General features: G+C 41.8%; 21 protein-coding genes and 1 pseudogene. 14 read left to right on the top strand and 8 right to left on the bottom strand.

The window, feature by feature from the left end:
- Nucleotides 1–184: 184 nt before the first annotated feature.
- Both dld and FQV37_RS10665 read right to left on the bottom strand, forming a co-directional pair.
- On the bottom strand, nt 185–1,942 hold the full coding sequence (dld, locus tag FQV37_RS10670) for a D-lactate dehydrogenase (protein ID WP_160022923.1): 1,758 nt from the start codon (nt 1,940–1,942) through the stop codon (nt 185–187).
- Nucleotides 1,943–1,975: 33 nt separating this feature from the next.
- Entirely contained in the window at nt 1,976–3,682 is a 1,707-nt protein-coding gene (locus FQV37_RS10665; RefSeq protein ID WP_160022921.1) for an L-lactate permease, read from the bottom strand.
- Between the two features lie 266 nt (nt 3,683–3,948).
- Between FQV37_RS10665 and FQV37_RS10660 the strand changes: the two genes are divergently transcribed.
- On the top strand, nt 3,949–4,854 hold the full coding sequence (locus tag FQV37_RS10660; protein ID WP_160022919.1) for a LysR family transcriptional regulator: 906 nt from the start codon (nt 3,949–3,951) through the stop codon (nt 4,852–4,854).
- Nucleotides 4,855–5,398: 544 nt separating this feature from the next.
- Nucleotides 5,399–6,295, top strand: coding sequence for a 3-hydroxyacyl-CoA dehydrogenase (locus FQV37_RS10655; RefSeq protein ID WP_160022917.1), 897 nt, complete (start codon nt 5,399–5,401; stop codon nt 6,293–6,295).
- Between the two features lie 164 nt (nt 6,296–6,459).
- Here the strand turns inward: FQV37_RS10655 and FQV37_RS10650 are convergent, their stop codons facing one another.
- Complete coding sequence (locus FQV37_RS10650) at nt 6,460–6,705, bottom strand: hypothetical protein (RefSeq protein WP_160022915.1); 246 nt, start codon at nt 6,703–6,705, stop codon at nt 6,460–6,462.
- A gap of 255 nt (nt 6,706–6,960) precedes the next feature.
- On the bottom strand, nt 6,961–7,212 hold the full coding sequence (locus tag FQV37_RS10645; RefSeq protein ID WP_160022913.1) for a hypothetical protein: 252 nt from the start codon (nt 7,210–7,212) through the stop codon (nt 6,961–6,963).
- Nucleotides 7,213–7,575: 363 nt separating this feature from the next.
- Between FQV37_RS10645 and pqqA the strand changes: the two genes are divergently transcribed.
- From pqqA to FQV37_RS10615, 6 genes are all read left to right on the top strand, one after another.
- Complete coding sequence (pqqA, locus tag FQV37_RS10640; protein ID WP_082894360.1) at nt 7,576–7,650, top strand: pyrroloquinoline quinone precursor peptide PqqA; 75 nt, start codon at nt 7,576–7,578, stop codon at nt 7,648–7,650.
- A gap of 71 nt (nt 7,651–7,721) precedes the next feature.
- Nucleotides 7,722–8,633: a pyrroloquinoline quinone biosynthesis protein PqqB gene (gene pqqB / locus FQV37_RS10635; RefSeq protein ID WP_160022911.1), complete on the top strand. Its 912-nt coding sequence runs from the start codon at nt 7,722–7,724 to the stop codon at nt 8,631–8,633.
- A 44-nt stretch (nt 8,634–8,677) separates the two neighbouring features.
- Nucleotides 8,678–9,436 carry a pyrroloquinoline-quinone synthase PqqC gene (gene pqqC, locus FQV37_RS10630; protein ID WP_160022909.1) on the top strand — a complete coding sequence of 253 codons (759 nt, stop codon included), beginning with the start codon at nt 8,678–8,680 and terminating at the stop codon, nt 9,434–9,436.
- Nucleotides 9,433–9,729 carry a pyrroloquinoline quinone biosynthesis peptide chaperone PqqD gene (pqqD, locus tag FQV37_RS10625; protein ID WP_057760106.1) on the top strand — a complete coding sequence of 99 codons (297 nt, stop codon included), beginning with the start codon at nt 9,433–9,435 and terminating at the stop codon, nt 9,727–9,729. Before pqqC ends, pqqD begins: the two co-directional genes overlap by 4 nt.
- The gene (gene pqqE, locus FQV37_RS10620) at nt 9,726–10,892 is read left to right on the top strand and encodes a pyrroloquinoline quinone biosynthesis protein PqqE (protein ID WP_101205841.1); all 1,167 of its coding nucleotides are present in this window, start codon (nt 9,726–9,728) and stop codon (nt 10,890–10,892) included. The genes pqqD and pqqE overlap by 4 nt, the downstream gene beginning before the upstream one ends.
- Before the next feature lie 2 nt (nt 10,893–10,894).
- Entirely contained in the window at nt 10,895–11,944 is a 1,050-nt protein-coding gene (locus FQV37_RS10615) for a dipeptidase (protein ID WP_205962085.1), read from the top strand.
- Between the two features lie 82 nt (nt 11,945–12,026).
- Here the strand turns inward: FQV37_RS10615 and FQV37_RS10610 are convergent, their stop codons facing one another.
- Nucleotides 12,027–12,941 carry a LysR family transcriptional regulator gene (locus FQV37_RS10610; protein WP_160022907.1) on the bottom strand — a complete coding sequence of 305 codons (915 nt, stop codon included), beginning with the start codon at nt 12,939–12,941 and terminating at the stop codon, nt 12,027–12,029.
- Between the two features lie 175 nt (nt 12,942–13,116).
- Between FQV37_RS10610 and FQV37_RS10605 the strand changes: the two genes are divergently transcribed.
- The 4 genes and pseudogenes from FQV37_RS10605 to FQV37_RS10585 all read left to right on the top strand — a co-directional run bounded on the left by FQV37_RS10605 (nt 13,117) and on the right by FQV37_RS10585 (nt 17,616).
- Nucleotides 13,117–14,091: a 2OG-Fe(II) oxygenase family protein gene (locus tag FQV37_RS10605; protein WP_198551541.1), complete on the top strand. Its 975-nt coding sequence runs from the start codon at nt 13,117–13,119 to the stop codon at nt 14,089–14,091.
- Nucleotides 14,092–14,251: 160 nt separating this feature from the next.
- Complete coding sequence (locus tag FQV37_RS10600; protein ID WP_160022905.1) at nt 14,252–15,400, top strand: acetyltransferase domain-containing protein; 1,149 nt, start codon at nt 14,252–14,254, stop codon at nt 15,398–15,400.
- A 545-nt stretch (nt 15,401–15,945) separates the two neighbouring features.
- The gene (locus FQV37_RS10595; RefSeq protein WP_160022903.1) at nt 15,946–16,242 is read left to right on the top strand and encodes a nitroreductase family protein; all 297 of its coding nucleotides are present in this window, start codon (nt 15,946–15,948) and stop codon (nt 16,240–16,242) included.
- Between the two features lie 21 nt (nt 16,243–16,263).
- Nucleotides 16,264–17,616 (top strand): annotated as a pseudogene (locus FQV37_RS10585) (IS3 family transposase).
- On the opposite strand, the gene FQV37_RS10580 reads toward FQV37_RS10585, so the two are convergent.
- Nucleotides 17,604–18,359 (bottom strand): aminopeptidase P family N-terminal domain-containing protein, encoded by a 756-nt coding sequence (locus FQV37_RS10580; protein ID WP_160022901.1) that lies wholly within the window; start codon nt 18,357–18,359, stop codon nt 17,604–17,606. The pseudogene FQV37_RS10585 and the gene FQV37_RS10580 sit on opposite strands and share 13 nt — an antisense overlap.
- A 198-nt stretch (nt 18,360–18,557) precedes the next feature.
- The gene (locus FQV37_RS10575) at nt 18,558–19,427 is read right to left on the bottom strand and encodes a DMT family transporter (RefSeq protein ID WP_228153121.1); all 870 of its coding nucleotides are present in this window, start codon (nt 19,425–19,427) and stop codon (nt 18,558–18,560) included.
- A 131-nt stretch (nt 19,428–19,558) separates the two neighbouring features.
- Between FQV37_RS10575 and FQV37_RS10570 the strand changes: the two genes are divergently transcribed.
- Both FQV37_RS10570 and FQV37_RS10565 read left to right on the top strand, forming a co-directional pair.
- The gene (locus FQV37_RS10570; protein WP_160022899.1) at nt 19,559–20,449 is read left to right on the top strand and encodes a LysR substrate-binding domain-containing protein; all 891 of its coding nucleotides are present in this window, start codon (nt 19,559–19,561) and stop codon (nt 20,447–20,449) included.
- A 122-nt stretch (nt 20,450–20,571) separates the two neighbouring features.
- Nucleotides 20,572–21,318, top strand: coding sequence for a carbon-nitrogen hydrolase family protein (locus tag FQV37_RS10565; protein WP_160022897.1), 747 nt, complete (start codon nt 20,572–20,574; stop codon nt 21,316–21,318).
- 171 nt (nt 21,319–21,489) lie between these two features.
- On the opposite strand, the gene FQV37_RS10560 is transcribed toward FQV37_RS10565, so the two are convergent.
- Nucleotides 21,490–22,077, bottom strand: coding sequence for a 2-hydroxychromene-2-carboxylate isomerase (locus FQV37_RS10560; RefSeq protein ID WP_160022895.1), 588 nt, complete (start codon nt 22,075–22,077; stop codon nt 21,490–21,492).
- Between the last annotated feature and the right edge of the window lie 33 nt (nt 22,078–22,110).

The raw sequence follows: 22,110 nt of genomic DNA, 5'->3' as shown, positions 1-22,110 counted from the left end.
TGCTTCTGAACTCGAGGCCACTGATACATTTACCGAGAAATAATAAAAAAGCACTACCAATCGGCAGTGCTTCTGAGGATGTATTGAACAATTTATAATAGACAAACACTGAACTATTCAGCAACTTAGCTACTGATAAATAATCAGCCCATGGCCAGTTTTAAATATCAGTTATAGAGTTCAGTTATAAACAACACGAGCAATTGCGTTTGGTTTTCGACATTTTACCAATACCCGGATTAAAGGTATTGGTTGGGTCTAGGCTTTTATAGAAATTTTGCAAATCAGGTTCTGCTTCGTATAGGTGTCCGACATTATGCTCAGCAGGATATTTGGCTCCGCGTGCGCTCAGTAGCTCTAGCATCATTTTTTTAACAAGATGTGCATCACTACCCTTCTTCAAAATATAGTCTTGATGAAATACATAACAAAAAAAGTGTCCATAATAGAGTTTCTTTTCCAAATGCTGTTCAATGTCTTCAGGTAACGTTTCGAGCCATTCTAACTCGTTACGTGGTATAGCAATATCCAATGCCAATATATCGCCGACTTCTTTTTCATGTATGACTTCATAACGTAATGCAGCACCTGCAGCGGCAAAGCGATGTAAAAAGGCGCTTTCTGATTCTTCTTGACTACATTCAAAATAGTTACCTGTGTCTGACACGGCAAAGAACGCCTCAAGAAAATTCTGTGCTTCTGCTATGCCATCATCACTCATTTTTAAGATTAAATGATGTTCATATTGGTCGCGATACTCTAGCATTCGCTTCGGTAAATGCTTTGGAAATATATTGGCGATGAACTGCATGACTTTGTCAGTGAAATGCTTTGGCATCCATGACCATTTATGGAGTTTTGCATCCATAGCGCCTTTGATAGAAAACAATCTAGGTAAGGCATTGGTACCGAGATGCTTAATACTCAGGAACGTGTCCTTACCATACTTAGCAGATACATCAAATATATCACGATGCATGTACTCACCCACTTCAGGGATATTATCGAAGCTTGATAATATTTGTCTTCTGAGCTGTGCAAGCTCACTCACACTATTAGTGCCTATATAAAATACTTTCTCTTTTACAGCTGTTGGATAGGTATCAAGACGCACTGCAAATACCGCTAGCTTGCCAGCGCAGCCGCTTGCTTCATACAGTCTTCGCTTATCCGCATTAAAACGACTTGGCGTACTTGCATCAACATCTTTTACTCTGGCGATATATTCTTTGTCAGATGCCATCTTACCAGTGTCAGGTAATGCTCTTTTATCGAAATTACCTGTTTGTAAGTTAGTGAGTATTTCTTCTGGAGTGTCGCCTAACTCTACATCTAGGTGATTAACCAGCACTAGCTGACCGTGCTTGTCTATTTGGGCAAACAAAGCAAGTTCGGTATAAGCAGGACCTCTTTTAACCAGTGCCCCACCAGAATTATTAGAGACACCGCCAATAATTGACGCACCCAAAGTCGATGAACCGATGACCGAGTGAGGTGCTCTATTTACGGCTTTAAGCTGACTTTGCAACTGATGCAACGTGGCGCCAGGTAAGCTAATCACTTGCTCGTTATCATTCACCAAATACAACTGATTCATTGCAAGGGTGTTAATCACAACCACTGGTCTATCGTAGTCATTACCGCTCGGGGTTGAGCCTTCAGTCAGCCCTGTTTTTGCTGCTTGCATGATAATAATGCAGTCGCCTTCCACACATATTTCTAGACTACGCCAAATCTCCAGCAGTGTTTGTGGAAACAAAACAGCCAAAGCGCTGCCGCCACCAGAGCGCCACCCCATTCTATAGTGTTCGTTTTTCTCTGGATCAGCCTGTACATTACTGGCTCCCAGTAAATGGGTTAGCTTGTCTAATACTTGCTCAGGACGGAGTATGTCTTGGTCTTGATGCGCTATATTCGATGAGAAAAGGTTTGATGAATGCATATCAATCTCTTTATCTTGGAGGTTACATGTGCTTTATGGTGCTAAAGGACCTTGAAAACCGAAAATGTAAATGGTAGCCATAACGATTATTCCGCAGAACAATACATAGTATAAAGTAGGTAAAATCGTGCGCCTGAGGGTAGCGCCTTCCATACCAAGCAAACCTACAGTTGCTGAGGCAGCCACCACATTATGTATCGCAATCATATTACCAGCTGCTGCACCAACGGCTTGTGCTGCTATGATTATAGAAGGTGAAATACGCAAGCTAATTGCAGCTTCATACTGAAATTGGCTAAACATCATATTAGAGACAGTATTAGAACCTGCGATGAAGGCCCCAAGTGCTCCAATCGTTGCACTGATTAAGGGGAAAACATTACCAAAAGCACCTGCAAATAATTCTGCACTCGCAACTGGCATACTTGCCACATCTGATAGATTGACGCCTGAATTGATAAAAATCCTGACCATTGGGATCGTAAATATAAGAACAAAACCAGCACTCAATACCGTCTTGCTTGACTCTTTGAACGCACTATTTAGTGCACTACCTGGCTTTTTGGTTTGGAAAAAAGCGGCAACCAAAGCACTGATTAACAATAACCCACCAGGTAAGTATAAAGGACTAAAATCAGCGCTAATATCCGTCTCGCCCAATACTGATTTAAAGTCTAACGTCACACTAGTAAGAAAAGCTTTGAAGCCCGCAAACACTCTTGAAAAAACCAATAACAGCGCAACCAGCAAGTAAGGGAACCATGCCATGAAAATAGACATTTTCTTACCATCTACATTCGGCGTCAAATCTTCCTTACTAACTACTAATTTACCAAGCCATTCACTTGGCCAGTTTTTTTGCGGCTCAAAATCCCATGTAGTTTTTGGCACTAAAAATCCACGTTTTGCAGCATTAACAACGATGGCGACACTAACCAAACCACCGACCAGTGACGGAAACTCTGGTCCTAAAAAGATACCAGTCAAAGTATAAGGAAGCGTAAATGCCAAACCTGCAAAAATAGCAAATGGCCAAATCGCAAAACCTTCCTTCCAGCTTTTGTTTTTACCAAAAAATCGAGTCAGCATCATTACCATAAAGAGTGGCATAAACGTACCAATGACCCCGTGCATAATGGCGACTTGGCTGGTAATTAGTTGTAAAAAATCGCCCCACTCTAGTCCTTGTTGTGCCAATTGGGTGCTAATGGCTACTGTATCTAATCCCTTGTTTACTCCAATAACGATAGGCGTACCGACTGCACCAAATGACACAGGCGTACTTTGTATCATCATTCCCATTAACACGGCACCTAGCGCTGGAAATCCTATCGCGACGAGTAAAGGCGCGGCAATAGCGGCCGCTGTACCAAAGCCAGCCGCTCCCTCAAGAAAGCAGCCAAAGCACCAAGCAATAATAATGGCTTGCACCCGCCTATCTGGCGATACATTGGTAAACCCAGCACGGATAACGGCAATGGCACCCGTATGCTTTAACGTATTCAATAAAAAAATAGCACCAAATACGATCCACAATACTGAGACGGTAATGACCATTCCCTGAATAATAGATGAAGACACGCGATTAAGCGTCATATCCCATACAAAGAGGGCAAGCGCGGCAGTAACCGCCAGAACGATTGGCATGGTTCTTTTGGCTGACCATTGCAAGCCTATCAAAAAAATACCACAGAGAACGATTGGCAGTAATGCCAACAGTCCATATATTGTTTGACTCAAAATCATAATCCTTTTTTTATCGTGTAATCTTCCTTGAACCACTTCATCTAAGCATTTGCTTTTATAACTTCATGCTGTCGGTCAGACGAAGCCGAAAACAATCTCTGTCAGTGACATGATTAATAGAATGGTTAAATAAACAAATGCTCAAAATTCCCTAAAATATTCTACGCCTTGTCAATACATTGATATATTGCATCAAAGGACAATGTTATTTTCTTTTTTTGCTATAATCCAAAACGTATTACACCAATTGGGGAACAAGTATGGGCAAAGCTGACGATATGGTTTTATTCGTCCAAGTGGTTGATGAAGGCTCATTTTCTCGGGTCGCTGAAAAGCTGTCATTAACGAATTCAGTGGTAAGCAAACGCATTGCAAGATTAGAAGAGAGCTTAAACGCACAGCTGCTTTATAGGACAACCAGAAAGTTAAGCTTAACCGATGCAGGAAGGACGCTTTATAACAAAGCTAAAATCGCTAAATTTGCCTTTCAAGAAGCTGAAAATGCCGTAACAGGCTATGGTGAGGACATGAAAGGCAACATACGTATAACCATGCCAGCGGTCTCTGCGAATCTAATATTGAGCGAATCTATTGCCGAATTCTGTAAACAACACCCAGAAATATCAGTAGATGTACAGATTACCAACCGATTGGTTGATTTGATAGAAGAAGGGTTTGATCTGGCGATAAGGACAGCAGAGCTTGAAGACTCATCACTCATTGCAAGACGCCTTATAGATAGCCAATGGGTCATATGTGCGACACCAGACTATTTAGAGCGACACGGTACACCTAAAACCCCTGAACAATTACGGAGTCATGAGTGTTTGGTCTATAAGTTTGATCATACGGCGAATGGTATATGGCCGCTATATATGGATGGCACGGAACAACTGCTTCCTGTACAGGGTCGGTTTCATAGCAATCATCTTAATGCGATTAAACAAGCGACCCTTAGCGATTTAGGTATCGCCTTTTTACCACAAGCACTTGTTTATGAAGAGATGCAGCAAAATACGCTCACCCAGATTTTGCAACGCTTTACACGAAAAAAAATGGGCATGTATGCGGTTTACCCCAAGGCACGGCAACCGGACCAAAAGTTGAAACTGCTTGTATCGCATTTGCGAGAATCATTACATCAAAAACAGGCTTACTACTGCTAATAACCTTTAGACAGGTCAATAGGCTTGTCCACTCTAGCTGCATTCTTCGATAATGCAATCCTTACGCACATAAGCACAGTTGGAAGATGGCGCATGATACCAGTGTAAACCTTAAAATTCAGTAACGGATTCATACGTAAGAATAATGGTAGGGATAATAGCCTTCCTTACATATCGAATGCGTTAAATGCGATTTTCATCGTACATCACTGCTTACGTCCTCCTTTACAACCTCGTCGACAATATTTTGACATCAACAGTCATTAAAAATGCCATTATGATATTAAATTAGCCTTCAGTCATTATAAAATCATTAGGTATGAAGCTAGCAATACAGTCAGCAAGTTATTGAATTATTTGATAATATAATAAGTCAAGTAGTATAAACTTATCTGATACTTGCATCGCGATATTTTTAGGTTCTCTTAAATGTTTTTATAAAAATGCAGGTTGAATAATAAGGTAAAACCATCTAATAATAGATCTATAGGTTCTAGACATTTATCTAGCAACTTATATCCACTACTATTAGGAAATAAATACAATGACGTATAAAAATGTAACTGTCGCGGGAAGCGGCATCCTAGGCTACCAAATTGCTTTTCAGGCCGCATTTCATGGTTTTAATGTCAGTGTCTATGACATCAATGATGAGGTTTTAGAAAAAGCAAAGTCAAAATTTCAATTGATGTGCAAGGCTTTTCGAAAGGATTTGAGGGCAACTCAAGAGCAGTTGGATAAGGCTTTTGACAATCTCAGCTACACTTCAGACTTAGCAGAAGCGGTCAAAGATGCTGACCTAATGATTGAAGCCATTCCCGAGATTCCTGAAATTAAAATCGAATTTTATGAAAAACTTGCCAAACTAGCGCCAGAGAAAACCATCTTTGCGACCAATACCTCTACCTTACTTCCTAGTCAGTTTGCAGAATCAACGGGACGACCTGCGCAGTTTTTAGCGCTACACTTTGCCAATAAAATTTGGATGCATAATGTCGCCGAAATCATGGGGCATCCTGGGACAGATCCTAACGTATTTGATGAGGTTGTTGCTTTTGCTACTGCCATCGGTATGGTGGCAATGCCGCTGGATAAGGAGCAACCCGGCTATATCATGAACAGTTTGTTGGCGCCTTTTATAGATGCAGCTTTGCAATTGGTTGCAAAAGAAGTTGCCGATCCACATACGATAGATAAAACGTGGATGATAGTAACTGGCGCGCCGTCGGGTCCCTTTGCCATATTGGACACTATCGGTATCAACACTGCATACAACATCACAAAACTATCTGCTGAAAAAACTCAAAACCCTGCGAGGTTCAAGGCTGCTCAATATTTAAAAGAGCAATTAATCGATCAAAACAAACTAGGATTCGCGACTGGTGAAGGATTTTATACGTATCCAAACCCTGCCTTTATGCAACCTGATTTTTTAAAATAATAAATAGCTTTCAAACTGGCTCTAAAACACAAAAGGCCATTCAAGCTGTATATTGCATCGCTTGAATGGCCTTGTCAGTCGCGCATTTTATTTAACTAAACATCTTGATATTAGGACTTACTTTCGGCGATGACTATCCAAACTTATCTAAGTTATGTTGTTCACTAAAAAGAAAAGTCATATCGCGTCAATGCAATGATCTCAATTGGCACTGCATATTTCCAAGGCATACCGCCCGTACAATAGAACTGGCCATCTTCAAAAGCTACAATGCGAGATGTGAAGTCATTACCTACCTGATCTTCTAAAGCGTTCTCATCACTCTCGTCACTCACAGCACACCATATACTTTGATGACCATCCTCAAGCATTGAACGAGTCAATTCGCTTCCAACAATTACTGTATCCATGTTGTTACTCCTATTCAATGACAATGATTAGTAAGCTAAACAAGCGGTTTTATAGCAGCAATCGCTTGAGCATCTTCGAACTTGTTTTATCTATCGTTGAAAAATATTGGTGACTAGACAGATGAGCTTATAAATAGATAGTACAGATGTATTGTCAACTAGAACAAGAAGTTGTAGATAGGTGGTAGATTTTCATGCATAGGCTGTAAAACTAACCTGCATTTAGAGTATAACAGTCATTATACTGATAATGAGTTATAGCCCCACATCATCTTGAGTAAGCGCCACTCTCTTTACTGAGACAGCATGTTCCCATAGCTCACCTTTATCACAAACGAACTGGTCGTTATTGAAAGCTACAATAGGAACCAGTAATTCGTAGTAACCATTATCTATGGTTGCGATAGCATAATCATCGCTAACGTTGCTGACAGCACACCATACATAGTTGCTGACATTTTCCAAGATGGCTTTGGTTAATTCACTGCCTTGTAATTCAGCAATCATCTTCAGGCTCCAGTATCTATCAAGTTAATCTATTACTTTATAGATAAATTCGGTTTTTGCAATATATCTGTATAACTCATAAGTTCTCGAAATACACCTGACTCCCTCGAGCAGATTTTTTATAGTTATAATTTATGCTCAATCTATTCAAAGGTATTTTTAATCTTATGCTCGATATACTGTCTTTTCGGTATGATAAATCGGCTTTGATTTATGCTATAAAAGACTACTTGAACGATGCTCGTTAACGCTTTACTAACATCTAAGAAATTGACAGCGGGGGGCAGCTTATACTACCCTTTATCACTCATTCACTTTATTAATCTTACTTCTTAAATAGTAAGATCGTTCCGGAGTAATCCCATGCAGTGGACCAAACCAGCTTTTCAAGACATTCGTATCGGTTTCGAAGTGACTATGTATTTCGAAGCACGCTAGAACTCGTTAGCACTCAATCCATTAAAAGCCCTAGATGATTAGGGCTTTTATTTTTTTGGAAATATTGATTTATGTATATTCACGTTTTAGGCTCAGCTGCTGGTGGTGGTTTCCCGCAGTGGAACTGTAACTGCGATAATTGCCACGGTGTCCGTCAAGGCACGATTCAGGCAAAAACCCGTACCCAATCTTCGATAGCCATATCAGAAAATGGTGTGGATTGGATCTTATTCAACGCGTCACCTGATATCCGCCAACAATTATTTGAGTTCAAGGCAGCACAGCCAGCACGTCAATTGAGAGATACAGGCATCACCAATGTGGTCTTGATGGACAGTCAACTTGACCATACGACGGGGCTATTGACCCTGCGTGAAGGCTGTCCGATGCCTGTTTGGTGTACTGACATGGTCTATCAAGATCTAACGACAGGATTTCCTCTCTTTAACATGTTGAAGCACTGGAATGGCGGTTTGCAATACAATCAAATTGATCCAAAGAAGACCTTTAAGATTGAAGGGTTTGACAATTTAGAATTGACGCCTTTAGTGATTAGAAGCTCTGCACCGCCCTATTCTCCGCACCGTAATGACCCGCATGATGGCGACAATATTGCGCTGATTGTAAAAGACTTAAAAACACAAAAACAACTCTTTTATGCGCCAGGTCTAGGTAAGATGGACGATCAAGTAATGCAAATCATGAAAAGCTCTGATTGCGTAATGATTGACGGTACGCTATGGACGGACAATGAAATGCAAGAGTGCGGTGTTGGTACAAAAACTGGTCAAGACATGGGACATTTGCATATCAGTGGTGAAGATGGCTCATTGCATTATCTAGACCAGCTCGATAACGCTCGTAAGGTATTGATTCATATCAATAATACCAATCCGATATTGAATGAACAGTCTGAACAGGCTGCGACATTAAAACAACATGGTGTTGAAGTGGCATTTGATGGCATGCAAATTGAGCTTTAAGACAAACGGTAAGGTAAAGATAGCAATCGTAAGGTGAAAACACAATGCAAGAAGAAAACACAGCGTTAAGCCCAGAAGCGTTTGAACAAGCGATTATGGATAAGGGTCAGTATTATCATATTTATCACCCCTTTCATATCATGATGCATGAAGGCAAAGCGACGCAGCAGCAGATTCAAGCATGGGTTGCCAACCGTTTTTATTATCAGATCAACATTCCATTGAAAGACGCGTCCATTATGGCAAACTGTCCTGATCAGCGCGTGCGTCAAGAATGGATTCAGCGCATGATTGACCAAGATGGCGTGTATCCTGACGGCGGCGGTCGTGAAGCATGGTTGGGTCTGGCAGAGGCAGTTGGTTTGACCCGTGAGCAAGTGATTTCTGAAGATCTAGTGCTACCGGGTGTGCGTTTTGCCGTGGATGCCTATGTGAACTTTGCGCGGCGCACCTCATGGCGAGAAGCGGCTAGTAGCTCACTTACAGAGTTGTTTGCCCCGCAGATTCACCAGTCGCGTTTAGAGTCTTGGCCCAAGCATTACCCTTGGATCAAAGAGCAAGGCTATACCTATTTCCGCTCACGCTTGAGTCAAGCGCGCCGCGATGTTGAGCATGGTCTGACCATCACACTCGACTCGTTCAAAACAGCTGAGCAACAAGAGCGTATGCTTGAGATATTACAATTTAAACTCGATATCTTATGGACGATATTGGATGCATTGAGCTTGGCCTATGTGCATAATCAAGCCCCTTATCAAAGCGTTACCACTGACAATGTTTGGCATAAAGGATTATTCAAATGAGTATACCTGCTAGCTTACCTGAGCTGGATCAATCCATCGTACCGGTATGGCGTCACGGTTATCGTTTTCAGTTTGAGCCTGCGCAAAACGCCTATGTCCTACTTTACCCTGAAGGCATGATTAAGCTCAATGACAGTGCCAGCATCATTGGGCAACATATTGATGGTCAAGCGTCCATTGCTGATATTATCCAAAAGGTACAAGCTATGTTTGGCGATATTCCCGAAATCGAACAAGACATCATTGAATATATGCTGGTCGCCCAGCGTGAACATTGGATTGATTTAGTATGACTGCGCCAGTCGGGCTACCGCTATGGCTGCTTGCTGAGCTGACCTATCGCTGCCCCTTACAATGCCCTTATTGCTCAAACCCTATCGATTACGCTCAGTATAAAGAGGAGCTAACGACAGAGGAATGGTTTGATGTGTTTGATCAGGCGCGGCAAATGGGCGCGGTGCAGCTTGGTTTTTCTGGCGGCGAGCCACTGGTTCGTCAAGACTTAGAAGAATTGGTCGCTTATGCGCACAATCAAGGTTTTTATACTAACTTGATCACGTCGGGTATGGGATTGACCGAAGCTCGGATTGCGCATTTAAAAGAAGCAGGTCTTCAGCACATTCAAATCAGCTTTCAAGCCAGTGATCCAACGGTCAACAATGCCTTAGCAGGTTCAAAGCATGCCTTTGAGCAAAAATATGAGATGTCACGTCTGGTCAAACAGTACGATTACCCGATGGTACTTAACTTTGTCATTCATCGGCAAAACATCGATCAGATTGACCAGATTATTGACCTCTGCTTAGAGCTGGAAGCCGACACGGTCGAGCTGGCTATTTGTCAGTTTTATGGTTGGGCGTTTGAGAACATAGAGGGTTTGCTACCAACCAAAGCGCAAGTGGTCCGAGCTGAACGCATTACCAATGAATACCGTAAGCAGATTGAAGAACGTGGTATCAAGTGCAAACTTATTTTTGTGGTGCCTGATTATTATGAAGAACGTCCAAAGCCCTGTATGGATGGCTGGGGCAAGATTTTCTTAACAGTGGCCCCAGACGGTACAGCTCTACCTTGCCATGCTGCCAGACAAATGCCAATACAGTTTCCTAATGTACGACATACACCACTGTCAGATATTTGGTATGACTCTGCGAGCTTCAATCAGTTTCGCGGTGATGACTGGATGCCCGATATCTGCCAAAACTGCCCAGACAAAGAACGCGATTATGGCGGCTGTCGTTGCCAAGCCTTTATGCTGACGGGCGATGCCAAAAACGCCGATCCTGTGTGTGGCAAATCGCCTTATCATTATCTAATCGAGGAGGCACGTATCAATAGTGAAACGCCTGTACCTTTTGAAGATTTACTGTTTAGAAATCCAAAAAATTCTAAATCACTGAGTAACAAACAGCTGAATGAAGAGCAATTGATTCCTACTCGTACGGTAACGGATTAACTATGAACGCTCAGCCTGTGATATTTGATGGACATAATGATCTGTTGACTCGCCTTTGGCTAAGTTCAGCTGCCGATCCGGTACATGACTTTATTTATGGCACGTTACCGGGACATTTGGATTTACAACGCTGCAAAGAAGCGAATTGGATGGGCGGATTATTTTCTATATTTTTACCGCCCTACGCTTATGTGAAAAACAACCAACCTGACAAATTAGCCAACCCATCACATTCAGATTTTACTCCGCAAGAAATCGTCGATATCTGTTGTGAACAATTGAAACTAGCCCAGCAACTACAGGCAAGATCTGATGGTCAAATCCAGATTTGCACCTCGTTAGAACAAATTCAGGCCTGTCAGCAGAATAAGCAACTGGGCATCGTTTTGCATTTGGAAGGTGCTGAGTTTTTAGCCATACAGCCTGACCTGCTTGATATGTTTTATGAGGCAGGACTCAGAAGCATTGGCCCACTATGGAATAGAAAGAGCCTCTTCGGTGATGGCTTGAATGCTTCCTTTCCGCACTCTCCAGATACAGGATCTGGGCTCACGACTCAAGGTAAAGACCTCATTCTTAAATGCAGTGAAAAGCAGATGCTGATCGATGTGTCGCATATGAATGAGCGTGCTTTTTGGGATACGCTAGAGATTGCCTGCCAGCCGATTGTTGCGACACATTCAAATGCACATACTCTCTGTCAGCAAGCACGGAACTTAACCGATCAGCAGCTGGCTGCTATTAAACAAAGCGACGGTATGGTTGGGGTGAATTTCGATGTGGCGTTTCTTCGTGCAGATGGGCAACGTAATACGCAAACATCACTCGATGTGATTGTCGACCATCTTGATTATCTGATCGACCATCTAGGCGAAGATCACGTTGGGTTTGGCTCTGATTTCGATGGTTGCCTACTACCTGATGAGTTATCTGATATCAGTCAAATCTCTATGTTGATTGAGCGAATGCAGCAACGGCACTTCTCTGATCAACTGATTGAAAAGATAACGTCAAAAAACTGGTTTACGGTGCTTGATAAGGTATGGCAATAATTATAATAGCCATCCAGCAATTACTGTCTAGTGACTGTTGTTTTGCTCGTCTGATTAAATAGGGTAACCATTAATTTTTGTTTTACCTTAACACCTGCTCTACCCGTTCAATCAAGTATTCTTTGACCGTATTAAACAGTGGATCGATTAATCGCCGTTCTGGACAAATCAAATATAGTGGATAGTTGGCCACTTGCCAGCCGTCCAACTCTACCTCAACCAGTCTCCCTGCCTTCAAATCGCCGGCTATATCTAACTGAGACTTTAATGCGATGCCTTTACCCGCCACTGCCCAGCGGCGCACAACGTCACCGTCTTTACTTCTGCGATTGCCATCCACGGCCACACGTTTAGTCTTTCCCGCTTTCTCAAAAGTCCACTCGCTCAAATACTTTTCATCATGCCCCAAACGTAAGCAATTATGCTGCGATAAATCTTCCGGCATTTTTGGCATACCAATATCCTTATCAATTTTGCTCAAATACTCCTTTGACGCACACAATATAGGGCGATTATTCAATACAATAGGTAGTGCGACCAGTGATGAATCTTTGGGCGCGCCGTAACGTAGTGCCAAATCAATCTGCTGACCGTACAAGTCCACATAGCTGTCTGACATATGTAGCTGCACCGTCACTTTTGGGTGAATGTCTATAAAATCGTCCAACCAAGGCAAAATTAAGTTTCGTCCCAAATCTGATGATGCCGACAGCCGAATGGTACCCGTCAGCTCAGCATCATTGTCATGTAGTCCTGCATAAGCATTGTCTAAGATAGCCACCGCATCTCGGCAATGCTTTAAATATTGCTCACCCTTGCTAGTTAGACGCAGCCTACGAGTAGAGCGAACAAATAATACCGTCTCAATTTCCGCTTCTAATCGCTTGACCGCTGCACTCACAACTGCAGGCGACAGATCTAAGTGCCGAGCACAGGCAGATAGGCTACCTAAGCGAGCGGTCTCAATAAAAATACGTAAATCCTGCAAATTTTTCATCGTCATGCCTTCGTTCAATTAGCGTCTAACTTAGCAAACACCATCACTTGCTGCTGCTAGCCTCATCATTATATAAAAATTATTGAAACTATTTCTCTAAACCTGCTGATTATCAAAATCATTAATTATAGTAGCATGCACCTATAAGGTTCACTCACACATTTGGAGATACACGATGGATACTATAATACGGCCTACGAGCACACAGGACACTCAACACTATAGCGACCATGATGGAGATACTCAACAGAGCGCACTACAGCAGGCACGCAACTTACCACTACCGTCAAAATCAGATATGCTGAGACGTGCAGCATCGGTAGAGCATTTCTGGCATCAAAACAGCCAGTTACTAGAGCAAGCGTGGGCAGAATGGGAAACCACTGAGCATGACTTGCCTGTACTTGATGACTCATTATTTGATCCAACTCTACGTGATGTAGTGACGCAAGCATGGCGCACTCCTTCTACGGAGACGGCTGTTAAAAACTTATGGCAAGAGATACTACCTGACGTATACCAAGGGCAACTCTTTGACCCAGCACAACTATCAACGCTGCGCCGTTATCTGCAAGCAATCGCAGACGCTAACATTCCTATACGTCCTCCTTACGGTATCGCATTGAACAGTAATGGGGCTATGCTAGATGCGCGCTCGTCAGGCTATTTGGCCACCCCTAATTTTCAGGCGTTTTATCATAGAGTCATGAATCAATATATGCGCCCTATCGCTCGGTTGTTATTTGCCAATGTTTATGGCTATGACACTCAGACCTTTGGGTTCTCGATTCAATACCAGCCGACAGGCGACACATCGCTACAACTTCATACTGATGCTTCAGCAGTGACTATGAATATTAACCTAAATCTGCCAGGCGAAGACTTTACTGGATCAGAAGTTGACTTTGTCGATCGCCATTTAGGGCAAACCAAACGTGCCATTTTTAAACCTGGCATGGCGATTATTCATAGAGGCTCGGTGCCTCATGCCGCACATCCAATCACCAGTGGCAAACGTACCAATATGGTGCTTTGGCTATATGGCGATAATATGCAAGTACCACGAGGAGTTGGGCTTAATAGTCATATTGATGCCAATCAACGTTGGACTGATACGCACAGTCAGCCTGATAATTTCGCGCCGTTTTAACAGCGGTACGCTATCGTTAGGTCAGACACAGCATAAAAAGTTAAGACAAGCATAAACATCCAAATCAGTGAGCACCTCTGCGAAAATGCGTACTTAAATCAGTAGTAGCTAATAATTGATATGTTATAATGTTTCGTTTTAACTATACAAAGGCTATTGTATGGCGACACCTTTTCAACGGTTGCAAGCGATCGACGCACTTCGAGGGCTTGTGATGCTCATCATGATGGTGGATCATGTTCGAGAGACCTTTTACTTACACCATCAAGTTCCTGATCCAATGCTGATACCAGGAACGGATGAACCACTATTTTTCAGCCGAATGATTGCCCATTTATGTGCGCCTGTCTTTGTGTTACTGACGGGACTGTCTGCTTATTTGTACCAACACAAACACAATAGTATTCAAATGACCCGCGAATTTTTAATCAAACGCGGGCTTTTTTTGGTGTTTTTGGAGCTGATTGTAATTAACTTTGCTTGGACAGCACAATTTCCACCTGATGTAGTTTACCTCCAAGTGATATGGGCGATTGGATTCAGTATGATTGCGCTCTCAGCGGTTATTGGTCTGCCTAAGAAGTGGCTGTGGCTACTGAGCTTAGTGATTATATTTGGGCACAATTTATTAGATACCGTCTCCTTTGCCGACATTCCTATGATGCATCAACTGTGGCTGATACTTCATGAACGCGGCTGGATTGAGTTTGGTGAGGTGATTCGTTTCAGAACCTCTTATCCTGTACTGCCTTGGATTGGCGTTATCATACTAGGCTATTGTATCGGTACATCTGTATTCGGTGACTCTACGTCTGTGCGAAAGAGAAATCGTACGTTACTTACATTTGGCATGGTGAGTATCGCGTTATTTGTAGTACTGCGACTGGCCAATATATACGGCGATCAAGCATGGCTGATGATGCCGACTCTGAGTGAAACCTTCATGAGCTTTATGAATCTCACCAAATATCCACCATCGTTACTCTTTATATTGTGGAATGTAGGCATAGGACTGGTCTTATTAGTAATGCTCCAAAAGATTGAAACCAAATCATGGATAAAACCACTGGTAGTCATTGGTTCTGTACCAATGTTTTTTTATATCGTACATCTCTATGTATTGAAACTGCTGTATGTATTTGCCGTTCAACAGTTCGGTATGACGCATGGAGAATATTTTGGTGTAAATGACGTCAGTACACTTTGGTTCATTGCGATTGCACTGAGCATTTTACTGTATCCCTTAATGCGTGCTTTTGCCAAATTCAAACATGGCAACAAACACATTACTATCCTCAAATATTTATAGCGATAGCTCCCAACGATATAGCGACTATATAAAAGAACAACAATTCTATAAACATGTCTAGGCCTCCTATATTGGGTGTATCACGCCTGTTTATAAGCTGTTTAAATCAATCAGCTATGGTCATATAAATTATAACAATATCAACCATCTGCATTAGATGTTCGTAGGCAAGTAAAATACTTCCAAACAACTCAAAAAACACCTCCTACCCTAGCACAATCTACTTTTCCTAAAATGTATCGAAAACATTCTTCCATTACAAAATGTTTTGGTTAGGCTCAAGCTTATCACCGCTTTGAGTATAGCGATAAACAACCTTTTAATAGATTGAAAGTACGTTATCTTCAAAATAATATTGAAAGTGTTTTCTCTTGTAGCTAGTGGTTCCGATGCATGAGATTTACTATTATGAGTCATCGCTAAGACGGGCTAATCAGTTAGCTTACTTAACAATGAACGATAAGGATTGAGTAGCACCGTTTGTTAAATCCATTTGCATGACTAGCTGACTAAAAAACTGAAACTTACTTTACTTAAGGACAATCATGAAAACCATTAATGAAGCACTAAACTGGCGTTACAGCACCAAAGTATTTGATGCCAATAAAAAGATATCTGCTGAAGATTTTGAGCAGATTAAAGACATGCTACAAATGAGTCCATCAAGCACCAATATTCAACCATGGAACTTTGTCATTGCAGATGATGACGCAGGCAAAGCGCGCATTGCCAAAAGCACGCAAGGTGCCTTTCATTTTAATACACCTAAAGTCCTAGATGCCTCACACGTGGTGGTTTTGAGCTATGCTGAAAAAACTGTAGAACCAAACTTGGTAAACTAACGACTCAATGAGGAGTTTATCATGACTAAGAAAATCAGAACCTATAGTGCAGCATTCAAAGCTGAAGCCGTTAAAAAGATAGCAGATAATAAGGGCAATGTTTCAGCGACTGCAAAGCAGCTTGGCATCGCCATGCAGACATTATCTAACTGGCAAAACAAAGCTGATAAAGGCCAGCTTATTGGTACTAAAGAATATGATCCTGAGCTCATGGCTATACTAGAAGAGAATAAACGTCTTAAACGTGATCTCAAAGTTGCTCAGGAAGAGAGAGATATTCTAAATGAGGAAGGATAAAGCGAAGCACTGCTTCGCCCGGACGCAAGATGAGAGCTATGCTCGAATGAGGCCACGGCGTACTTCGCCAATGAGGAACGTTAAGAAACAGTCTAGTAGACTGTTTTAGTGCCGCAAGACGTAGGGCTATGCCCGCAGTGACAGTTGATGAGGTACGTCTTTATCAAGGATAACCAGAAAATATTTAGCATCACTTGTATGTGTCACGTATTAGATGTCAGGCCATCAAGCTATTATAACTGGATAAATCGTGGTGTTAGTAATCAGCAGATCCACCGCAACCAGTGTGAGCTGCTGGTTCGCGTGGCTCATGATGAAACTAAGCAGCGCTATGGCTGTGAGCGATTGCATGCTCATCTTGCAGAGCAAGGCCATCATATCAGTCAATACATGGTAAGACGCATTAAAGAAGAATACGGCATTGTTTGCCGTCGTCACAAGCGTTTTAAAGTTACCACCAACTCAAACCATAACAAGTTTATCTATCCAAACCTGCTCGACCAAAAATTTGATATCAGTCGTCCTAACGAAGCTTGGGTTAGTGACATCACTTATATCTGGACCGATGAGGGTTGGCTATACTTAGCAGGTGTTAAAGACCTCTACACCAAAGAGCTGGTCGGCTACGCTATCAATAAGCGCATGACCGCTGATTTAGTATGCCGTGCACTCAATATGGCAATCAAGAACAAACGACCTACTCAAGGACTGATTGTTCATTCAGATAGAGGTAGCCAATATTGTAGTCATGCCTATCATAAGATCATTAAGAAGCATAAATTTAAGGGTTCAATGTCCAGACGTGGTAATTGCTTTGATAATGCTCCGATAGAGAGTTTCTGGGGCATATTGAAAAATGAGTTAGTGTATCATCAGGATTATAAAATGAGATTCGAAGCTATCAATGACATCATTAAATATATTGAGCTTGAGTATAATGAGGAGCTATTAGCAAAGCACTGCTTTGCAGCGACGCAAGGCAAGAGCTATGCTCGCAGTGAAACTAGAATCCAAAAGGGTTTGGGCTATAAAACGCCAAGACAGGTGTGGTTTGATTTTTATCGTCAAGCTGCGTAACTAAAATCTCCCAAGTCAATGTCTACAGATTTGACAGCATAGGTCACAACCTCTGTTGAGGCAATTGAACATCGCATGGCATTAATTTCATCTTCGTTCTTAATAGATCGAGCAAACTCCATCACTTCCTGACCATCAAAAACATCGATTCCTAACTGTTTTATCTTATTGAAACCAGCAATTTCAATTTTATCGATAGCCAATCTTTTATTGTCTCCAGCATGCTCCTGTAAAATAGATTGAATTTCTGAAGCAAACCTAGAGGCATGTTCGTCAGTTCTATCGCCGGTTTCAAAGTAGAAGAAAGAAGCGCCTCCTCTAACTTCTTTGATCAAAGGAAGGTGTGCTGATAAGTGCTCACAATTGTGAAAATCCCATAAAATAAGATGTCCTGATGCAGATACAAAACAGGCTCTAGAGTGATTATGGGTTACCCATACCTGCATATTTGTGGAGTCAGTCGCATATCGAATATTAAGAGGATCAAACAATAAGATGCCGCCAAGATCTCTTTTCTGTAGTTCTTTTACGATTCTTTGGAGGCGGTATTCGCGCATTCGTGTAAGGTTAGGAGGTGTCAGCCCTAGCTCAGCCCACTCATTGAATGCAAGATCTGTTGGACCTATCTCGACACGGTCATTGTCGTTAAGAGAGCCATCAGCTTTGAACGTGCCACCTCGACGCCGTGAAGGGTCTATTTTTCGATTTGAAGATGTGACTGAGAATGTGGTTATATTGCTCATTATTTGGCCTACCTCATAGTAATAACTCCAACAAACACAGGCTCCATTGAAGACTAGAGCCTTGCGTGAATGGTTGTATCTATAGTAATTTGCCACAGAAAATGAGTATGAAAAAACGATTTAAACACACGAATTCATGACATAAAGTCATGCTAATATTATGACGCTTTCTTTCTCCGCTCTCTATGTTTCAAAACGCTATAAGGCTGTTCTTTTATATTTAATAGACTCAAGCGTGGCGAGCCAAATTAAAGGTAAGACAATAAGAGCCGAACCTATCAAAAGACTGATATCAGGTATTTCATCAAACCATATGATGCCGATAACCACTGCTCCTAACAGACCGGTATATTCTGCACTAGATATTTTATGTGCTTCAACCGCTCGGTAGACCAGTACGCAGATACCCGCATAGATCAAAATAAACAAATTTGAGCCTGCTGCTATCCATAGCGCGTACCAACTCAAAGGGGCATTTTCCCAAATAGCCAAACCAAGCCCCAACGGTATTCCGACTAAATTGGTCAAAAACAAGGTCTGAGCAACGGTGTGATTCGAAGGCAATTTACGCACTAGTAGGTTGTTTGTCGCCATGGTTAAGGCCACGATCAGCGCAAATATAGCACCCATATTAATTTGTGTTGGTTTTACCACGACAAGAATACCTATGAAGCCTAGTATTGCCACAATGATGCTTGGTGCTGTGAGTCTGTCTTTATAAAACAGAAACCCTAACGGCAACATCAGTAAAGGTGCAGTATAAAAAATCGCATTGACCGTGGCTAGCGGTAGCGCTTGGATAGACAACACCATGAATACCGCGCCAAACAACCAAATATGCCCACGTACAAAATGCCATTTTACGTTACTAAGTAGCTTGGCTTTTTGGTTGAATAAACAAAACGGTAGCAGCATCAAGACAGCTGTTAGCTGACGCAATAGCACAAACTGATAGACGGCTGCGCCATCAGGCAATTCTTTTATCAGCGCATCTGAAAGGACTGCAATCATGTTTCCTGCAACCAACAGTATCATTGCAAATCCAACACTCATCTTCGGCATTATCATGCTTATACCTATCTCAAAATACATAAAATTTTAAATTAAGCCATTTAATCTAATGGTCAGATAAATAGTATATTCGCGTATACTCATGACGTATAATGATATAAAAACGTTTAGTATTAGTTGAAATCATAATGAAACTCCCCCCATTACGTGCCATACAATGCTTTGAATCTGTAGCAAGGCTTAATAGTTTTTCTAAGGCAGCAGAAAGCCTCAACGTGACGCAAAGTGCCGTGAGTCATCAGGTTCGAACGCTTGAAGAATATCTTGGTGAAGCGTTGTTTTATAGGCAGGGCCGAACCCTTTCTTTAACAGATATAGGTGCTCGCTATTTCACAGAGGTGAATCAATCGCTGACTACTCTATCCAATACCAGTCAGGCCATTCGCCATGATAAGCCTGGCCATATTCGCCTAGCACTGTATAGTTCAGTGGCTGTCAATTGGTTGATTCCTCGGTTAGAAAACTTCCGCGAACAGCACCCAGAGATTGAGCTGACCTTAAATATGGTGACAGACCAAGACGACTATAATGAGCAATGTTCGGATTGCTTTATTACCGTCAATCCACCGAAACGCAATGTAGTCAGCAAGCTTTTATTCGCTGAGAAGCTATTCCCCGTCTGTGGTCAAAAGCTTTGGGCAGAAATAAAGGATCAGCCATTGCCTGAGGCGTTATGGCAACACCCTATACTGTCCGTAAAATATTCTGACAGAAGTGAAGGCACGGCTAATGATTGGCTAAAATGGTGTAAAGCAGGCGGGTTTGAGCTGCCAAGCGAGGTAAAGATTAATCAATTTAGCCATGTACTGCTTGCCGCACAGGCTGCACGTTATAACTTAGGTATTACGCTTACCGACAACTATATGATGCTAGAACAAACACATCAGCAAAATCTTGTCAAAATCCCAATGCATGAATTACTCACTGGCGACAGTTTCTATTTCTTTTATAATGACTTAAAGTCAAATCAACCAGACATCATTAAATTGAGTCGTTGGTTAGAGTCACAATGTCTTTAAAAGTGTTTTAAATAGCATTTTAAATAAGTGTTTCTAAAGACCGTCATTAACGAATATTACCTATAATTGCGACCAATAAGCACTGTGAAAGTATCAACCCCCTACGGTAAAGAGCAAGACCTATGCAAATAATCCTCAATCAAATGGATATTACCGATTATCAAGTATCAGTAAATGCTGCTGCGATATTAAAATCAATCCATGACAATCAAGCCTGCGATGGATTTATGATTTTTCCAGAACTTGCTTTGACTGGCTTTCCGACGCTAGACAATATTGAAGCGTTGTATCATCAATCAACAGAGCACTTTCACAGCATATTGAAAGCAAGCAAAAATACAGATTCAACCATCATTATTGGACATATTGACAAACAGGATCAACTTTTCTATAACGCATGTTCTTTTATAAAAAACGGCAAAATCATTCATAAACACCGAAAGTCAAAACTTTGGCTTGATGATGTTGGGGTATTTACAAGCGGAGAAGACTTATCAGTGGTTAGCATTAATGATATGGTTTGCGGTGCTCAGATTTGTTTTGAGCTAGAGTTTCCAGAAGGCTCAAGAGCACTGGCAAAAAAAGGCGCACAGATCATATTTATGCCAAACGGCAATATGTCTCCCTATGCAAATACCCACTATGTATTGACTCAAGCTCGGGCTATAGAGAACCAATGTTTTGTGATTACCTGCAATGGTGTCGGCATCGGTCATGGCGGTCAGTTTGTAGGAGAGAGTCTAATCGTTTCTCCTACGGGACGAATCATCAAAAAACTTGGTTCGTCGCCAGATATAGTAACAGTAGATATAGATTTAGAGGAACTAGAGCGGTCTAAGCAAAACTATCACTATATAGACTTGTCTTAATGTAACCATAGAGTTTAGTTATTAAACTGAGTGACAAGGTTGTTTTCTAGAGAAACCACAGTTAAGAAAAATCACGGTTACGTATCGCGGCTGATGTCTGGTGGATTGAAAGCCAATGGATTATCGTTGAGCTAGTACAGCGCAATCTATATATCCTATGACTTACTATTCTCAGTCTCTCAAAGCATCTTCAACAAAGCTCAAACGGTCTTGACCAAAAAACATCTCACCATTTACGAAGAAACTTGGTGCCCCAAATACGCCTCGTGCTACTGCTTCTTCGGTACTAGATTTTAAACGCGCCTTGACCTCAGGCTCACTAATACGCGTCATAAAATCAGTCGCCTCAATGCCTGCTTTCGACAGAACTTCAGCCACGACTTCTGGTGATTCCATATTTAACTTTTCAGCCCATAGCCCATTAAAGACAGCGGATAAATAACTCTCAAATTTAGGTGTCCCCAAATAAGCGATAACACCGCGCATAAGCTGCATCGTATTGACTGGGAAAAATGGATTGAAGCGGAAAGGCACGTCATAGATGGCTGAAAAACGCTTAAGGTCTTTGAGCATATAAGCGCCTTTAGCAGGTACGGCAGCTGGTGAGGTATTACCAACGGCTTGAAACACTGCGCCAAGTAACATAGGTCGCCAAACAATTTCGGCATTGTGACGCTGCGCGATACTCGCTAACTGTGTCCATGCCAAGTAACTGGCTGGGCTACCCACATCAAAGAAAAACTCTACTTGTTTACTCATCTTTGCATTCCTTGCAATATATTAAAAATCCAT

The organism is Psychrobacter nivimaris (assembly GCF_009812035.1).
Classification (GTDB): domain Bacteria; phylum Pseudomonadota; class Gammaproteobacteria; order Pseudomonadales; family Moraxellaceae; genus Psychrobacter; species Psychrobacter nivimaris.
This window is presented reverse-complemented; position numbering and strand designations above follow the sequence as displayed.

Excerpts from the sequence above, each read along its gene's own strand:
- dld (WP_160022923.1), bottom strand. The coding sequence starts at position 1,942 with ATGCATTCATCAAACCTTTTCTCATCGAATATAGCGCATCAAGACCAA.
- FQV37_RS10660 (WP_160022919.1), top strand. The coding sequence starts at position 3,949 with ATGGGCAAAGCTGACGATATGGTTTTATTCGTCCAAGTGGTTGATGAA.
- FQV37_RS10655 (WP_160022917.1), top strand. The coding sequence starts at position 5,399 with ATGACGTATAAAAATGTAACTGTCGCGGGAAGCGGCATCCTAGGCTAC.
- FQV37_RS10650 (WP_160022915.1), bottom strand. The coding sequence starts at position 6,705 with ATGGATACAGTAATTGTTGGAAGCGAATTGACTCGTTCAATGCTTGAG.
- FQV37_RS10645 (WP_160022913.1), bottom strand. The coding sequence starts at position 7,212 with ATGATTGCTGAATTACAAGGCAGTGAATTAACCAAAGCCATCTTGGAA.
- pqqB (WP_160022911.1), top strand. The coding sequence starts at position 7,722 with ATGTATATTCACGTTTTAGGCTCAGCTGCTGGTGGTGGTTTCCCGCAG.
- pqqC (WP_160022909.1), top strand. The coding sequence starts at position 8,678 with ATGCAAGAAGAAAACACAGCGTTAAGCCCAGAAGCGTTTGAACAAGCG.
- pqqD (WP_057760106.1), top strand. The coding sequence starts at position 9,433 with ATGAGTATACCTGCTAGCTTACCTGAGCTGGATCAATCCATCGTACCG.
- pqqE (WP_101205841.1), top strand. The coding sequence starts at position 9,726 with ATGACTGCGCCAGTCGGGCTACCGCTATGGCTGCTTGCTGAGCTGACC.
- FQV37_RS10615 (WP_205962085.1), top strand. The coding sequence starts at position 10,895 with ATGAACGCTCAGCCTGTGATATTTGATGGACATAATGATCTGTTGACT.
- FQV37_RS10610 (WP_160022907.1), bottom strand. The coding sequence starts at position 12,941 with ATGAAAAATTTGCAGGATTTACGTATTTTTATTGAGACCGCTCGCTTA.
- FQV37_RS10605 (WP_198551541.1), top strand. The coding sequence starts at position 13,117 with ATGGATACTATAATACGGCCTACGAGCACACAGGACACTCAACACTAT.
- FQV37_RS10600 (WP_160022905.1), top strand. The coding sequence starts at position 14,252 with ATGGCGACACCTTTTCAACGGTTGCAAGCGATCGACGCACTTCGAGGG.
- FQV37_RS10595 (WP_160022903.1), top strand. The coding sequence starts at position 15,946 with ATGAAAACCATTAATGAAGCACTAAACTGGCGTTACAGCACCAAAGTA.
- FQV37_RS10580 (WP_160022901.1), bottom strand. The coding sequence starts at position 18,359 with ATGAGCAATATAACCACATTCTCAGTCACATCTTCAAATCGAAAAATA.
- FQV37_RS10575 (WP_228153121.1), bottom strand. The coding sequence starts at position 19,427 with ATGATAATGCCGAAGATGAGTGTTGGATTTGCAATGATACTGTTGGTT.
- FQV37_RS10570 (WP_160022899.1), top strand. The coding sequence starts at position 19,559 with ATGAAACTCCCCCCATTACGTGCCATACAATGCTTTGAATCTGTAGCA.
- FQV37_RS10565 (WP_160022897.1), top strand. The coding sequence starts at position 20,572 with ATGCAAATAATCCTCAATCAAATGGATATTACCGATTATCAAGTATCA.
- FQV37_RS10560 (WP_160022895.1), bottom strand. The coding sequence starts at position 22,077 with ATGAGTAAACAAGTAGAGTTTTTCTTTGATGTGGGTAGCCCAGCCAGT.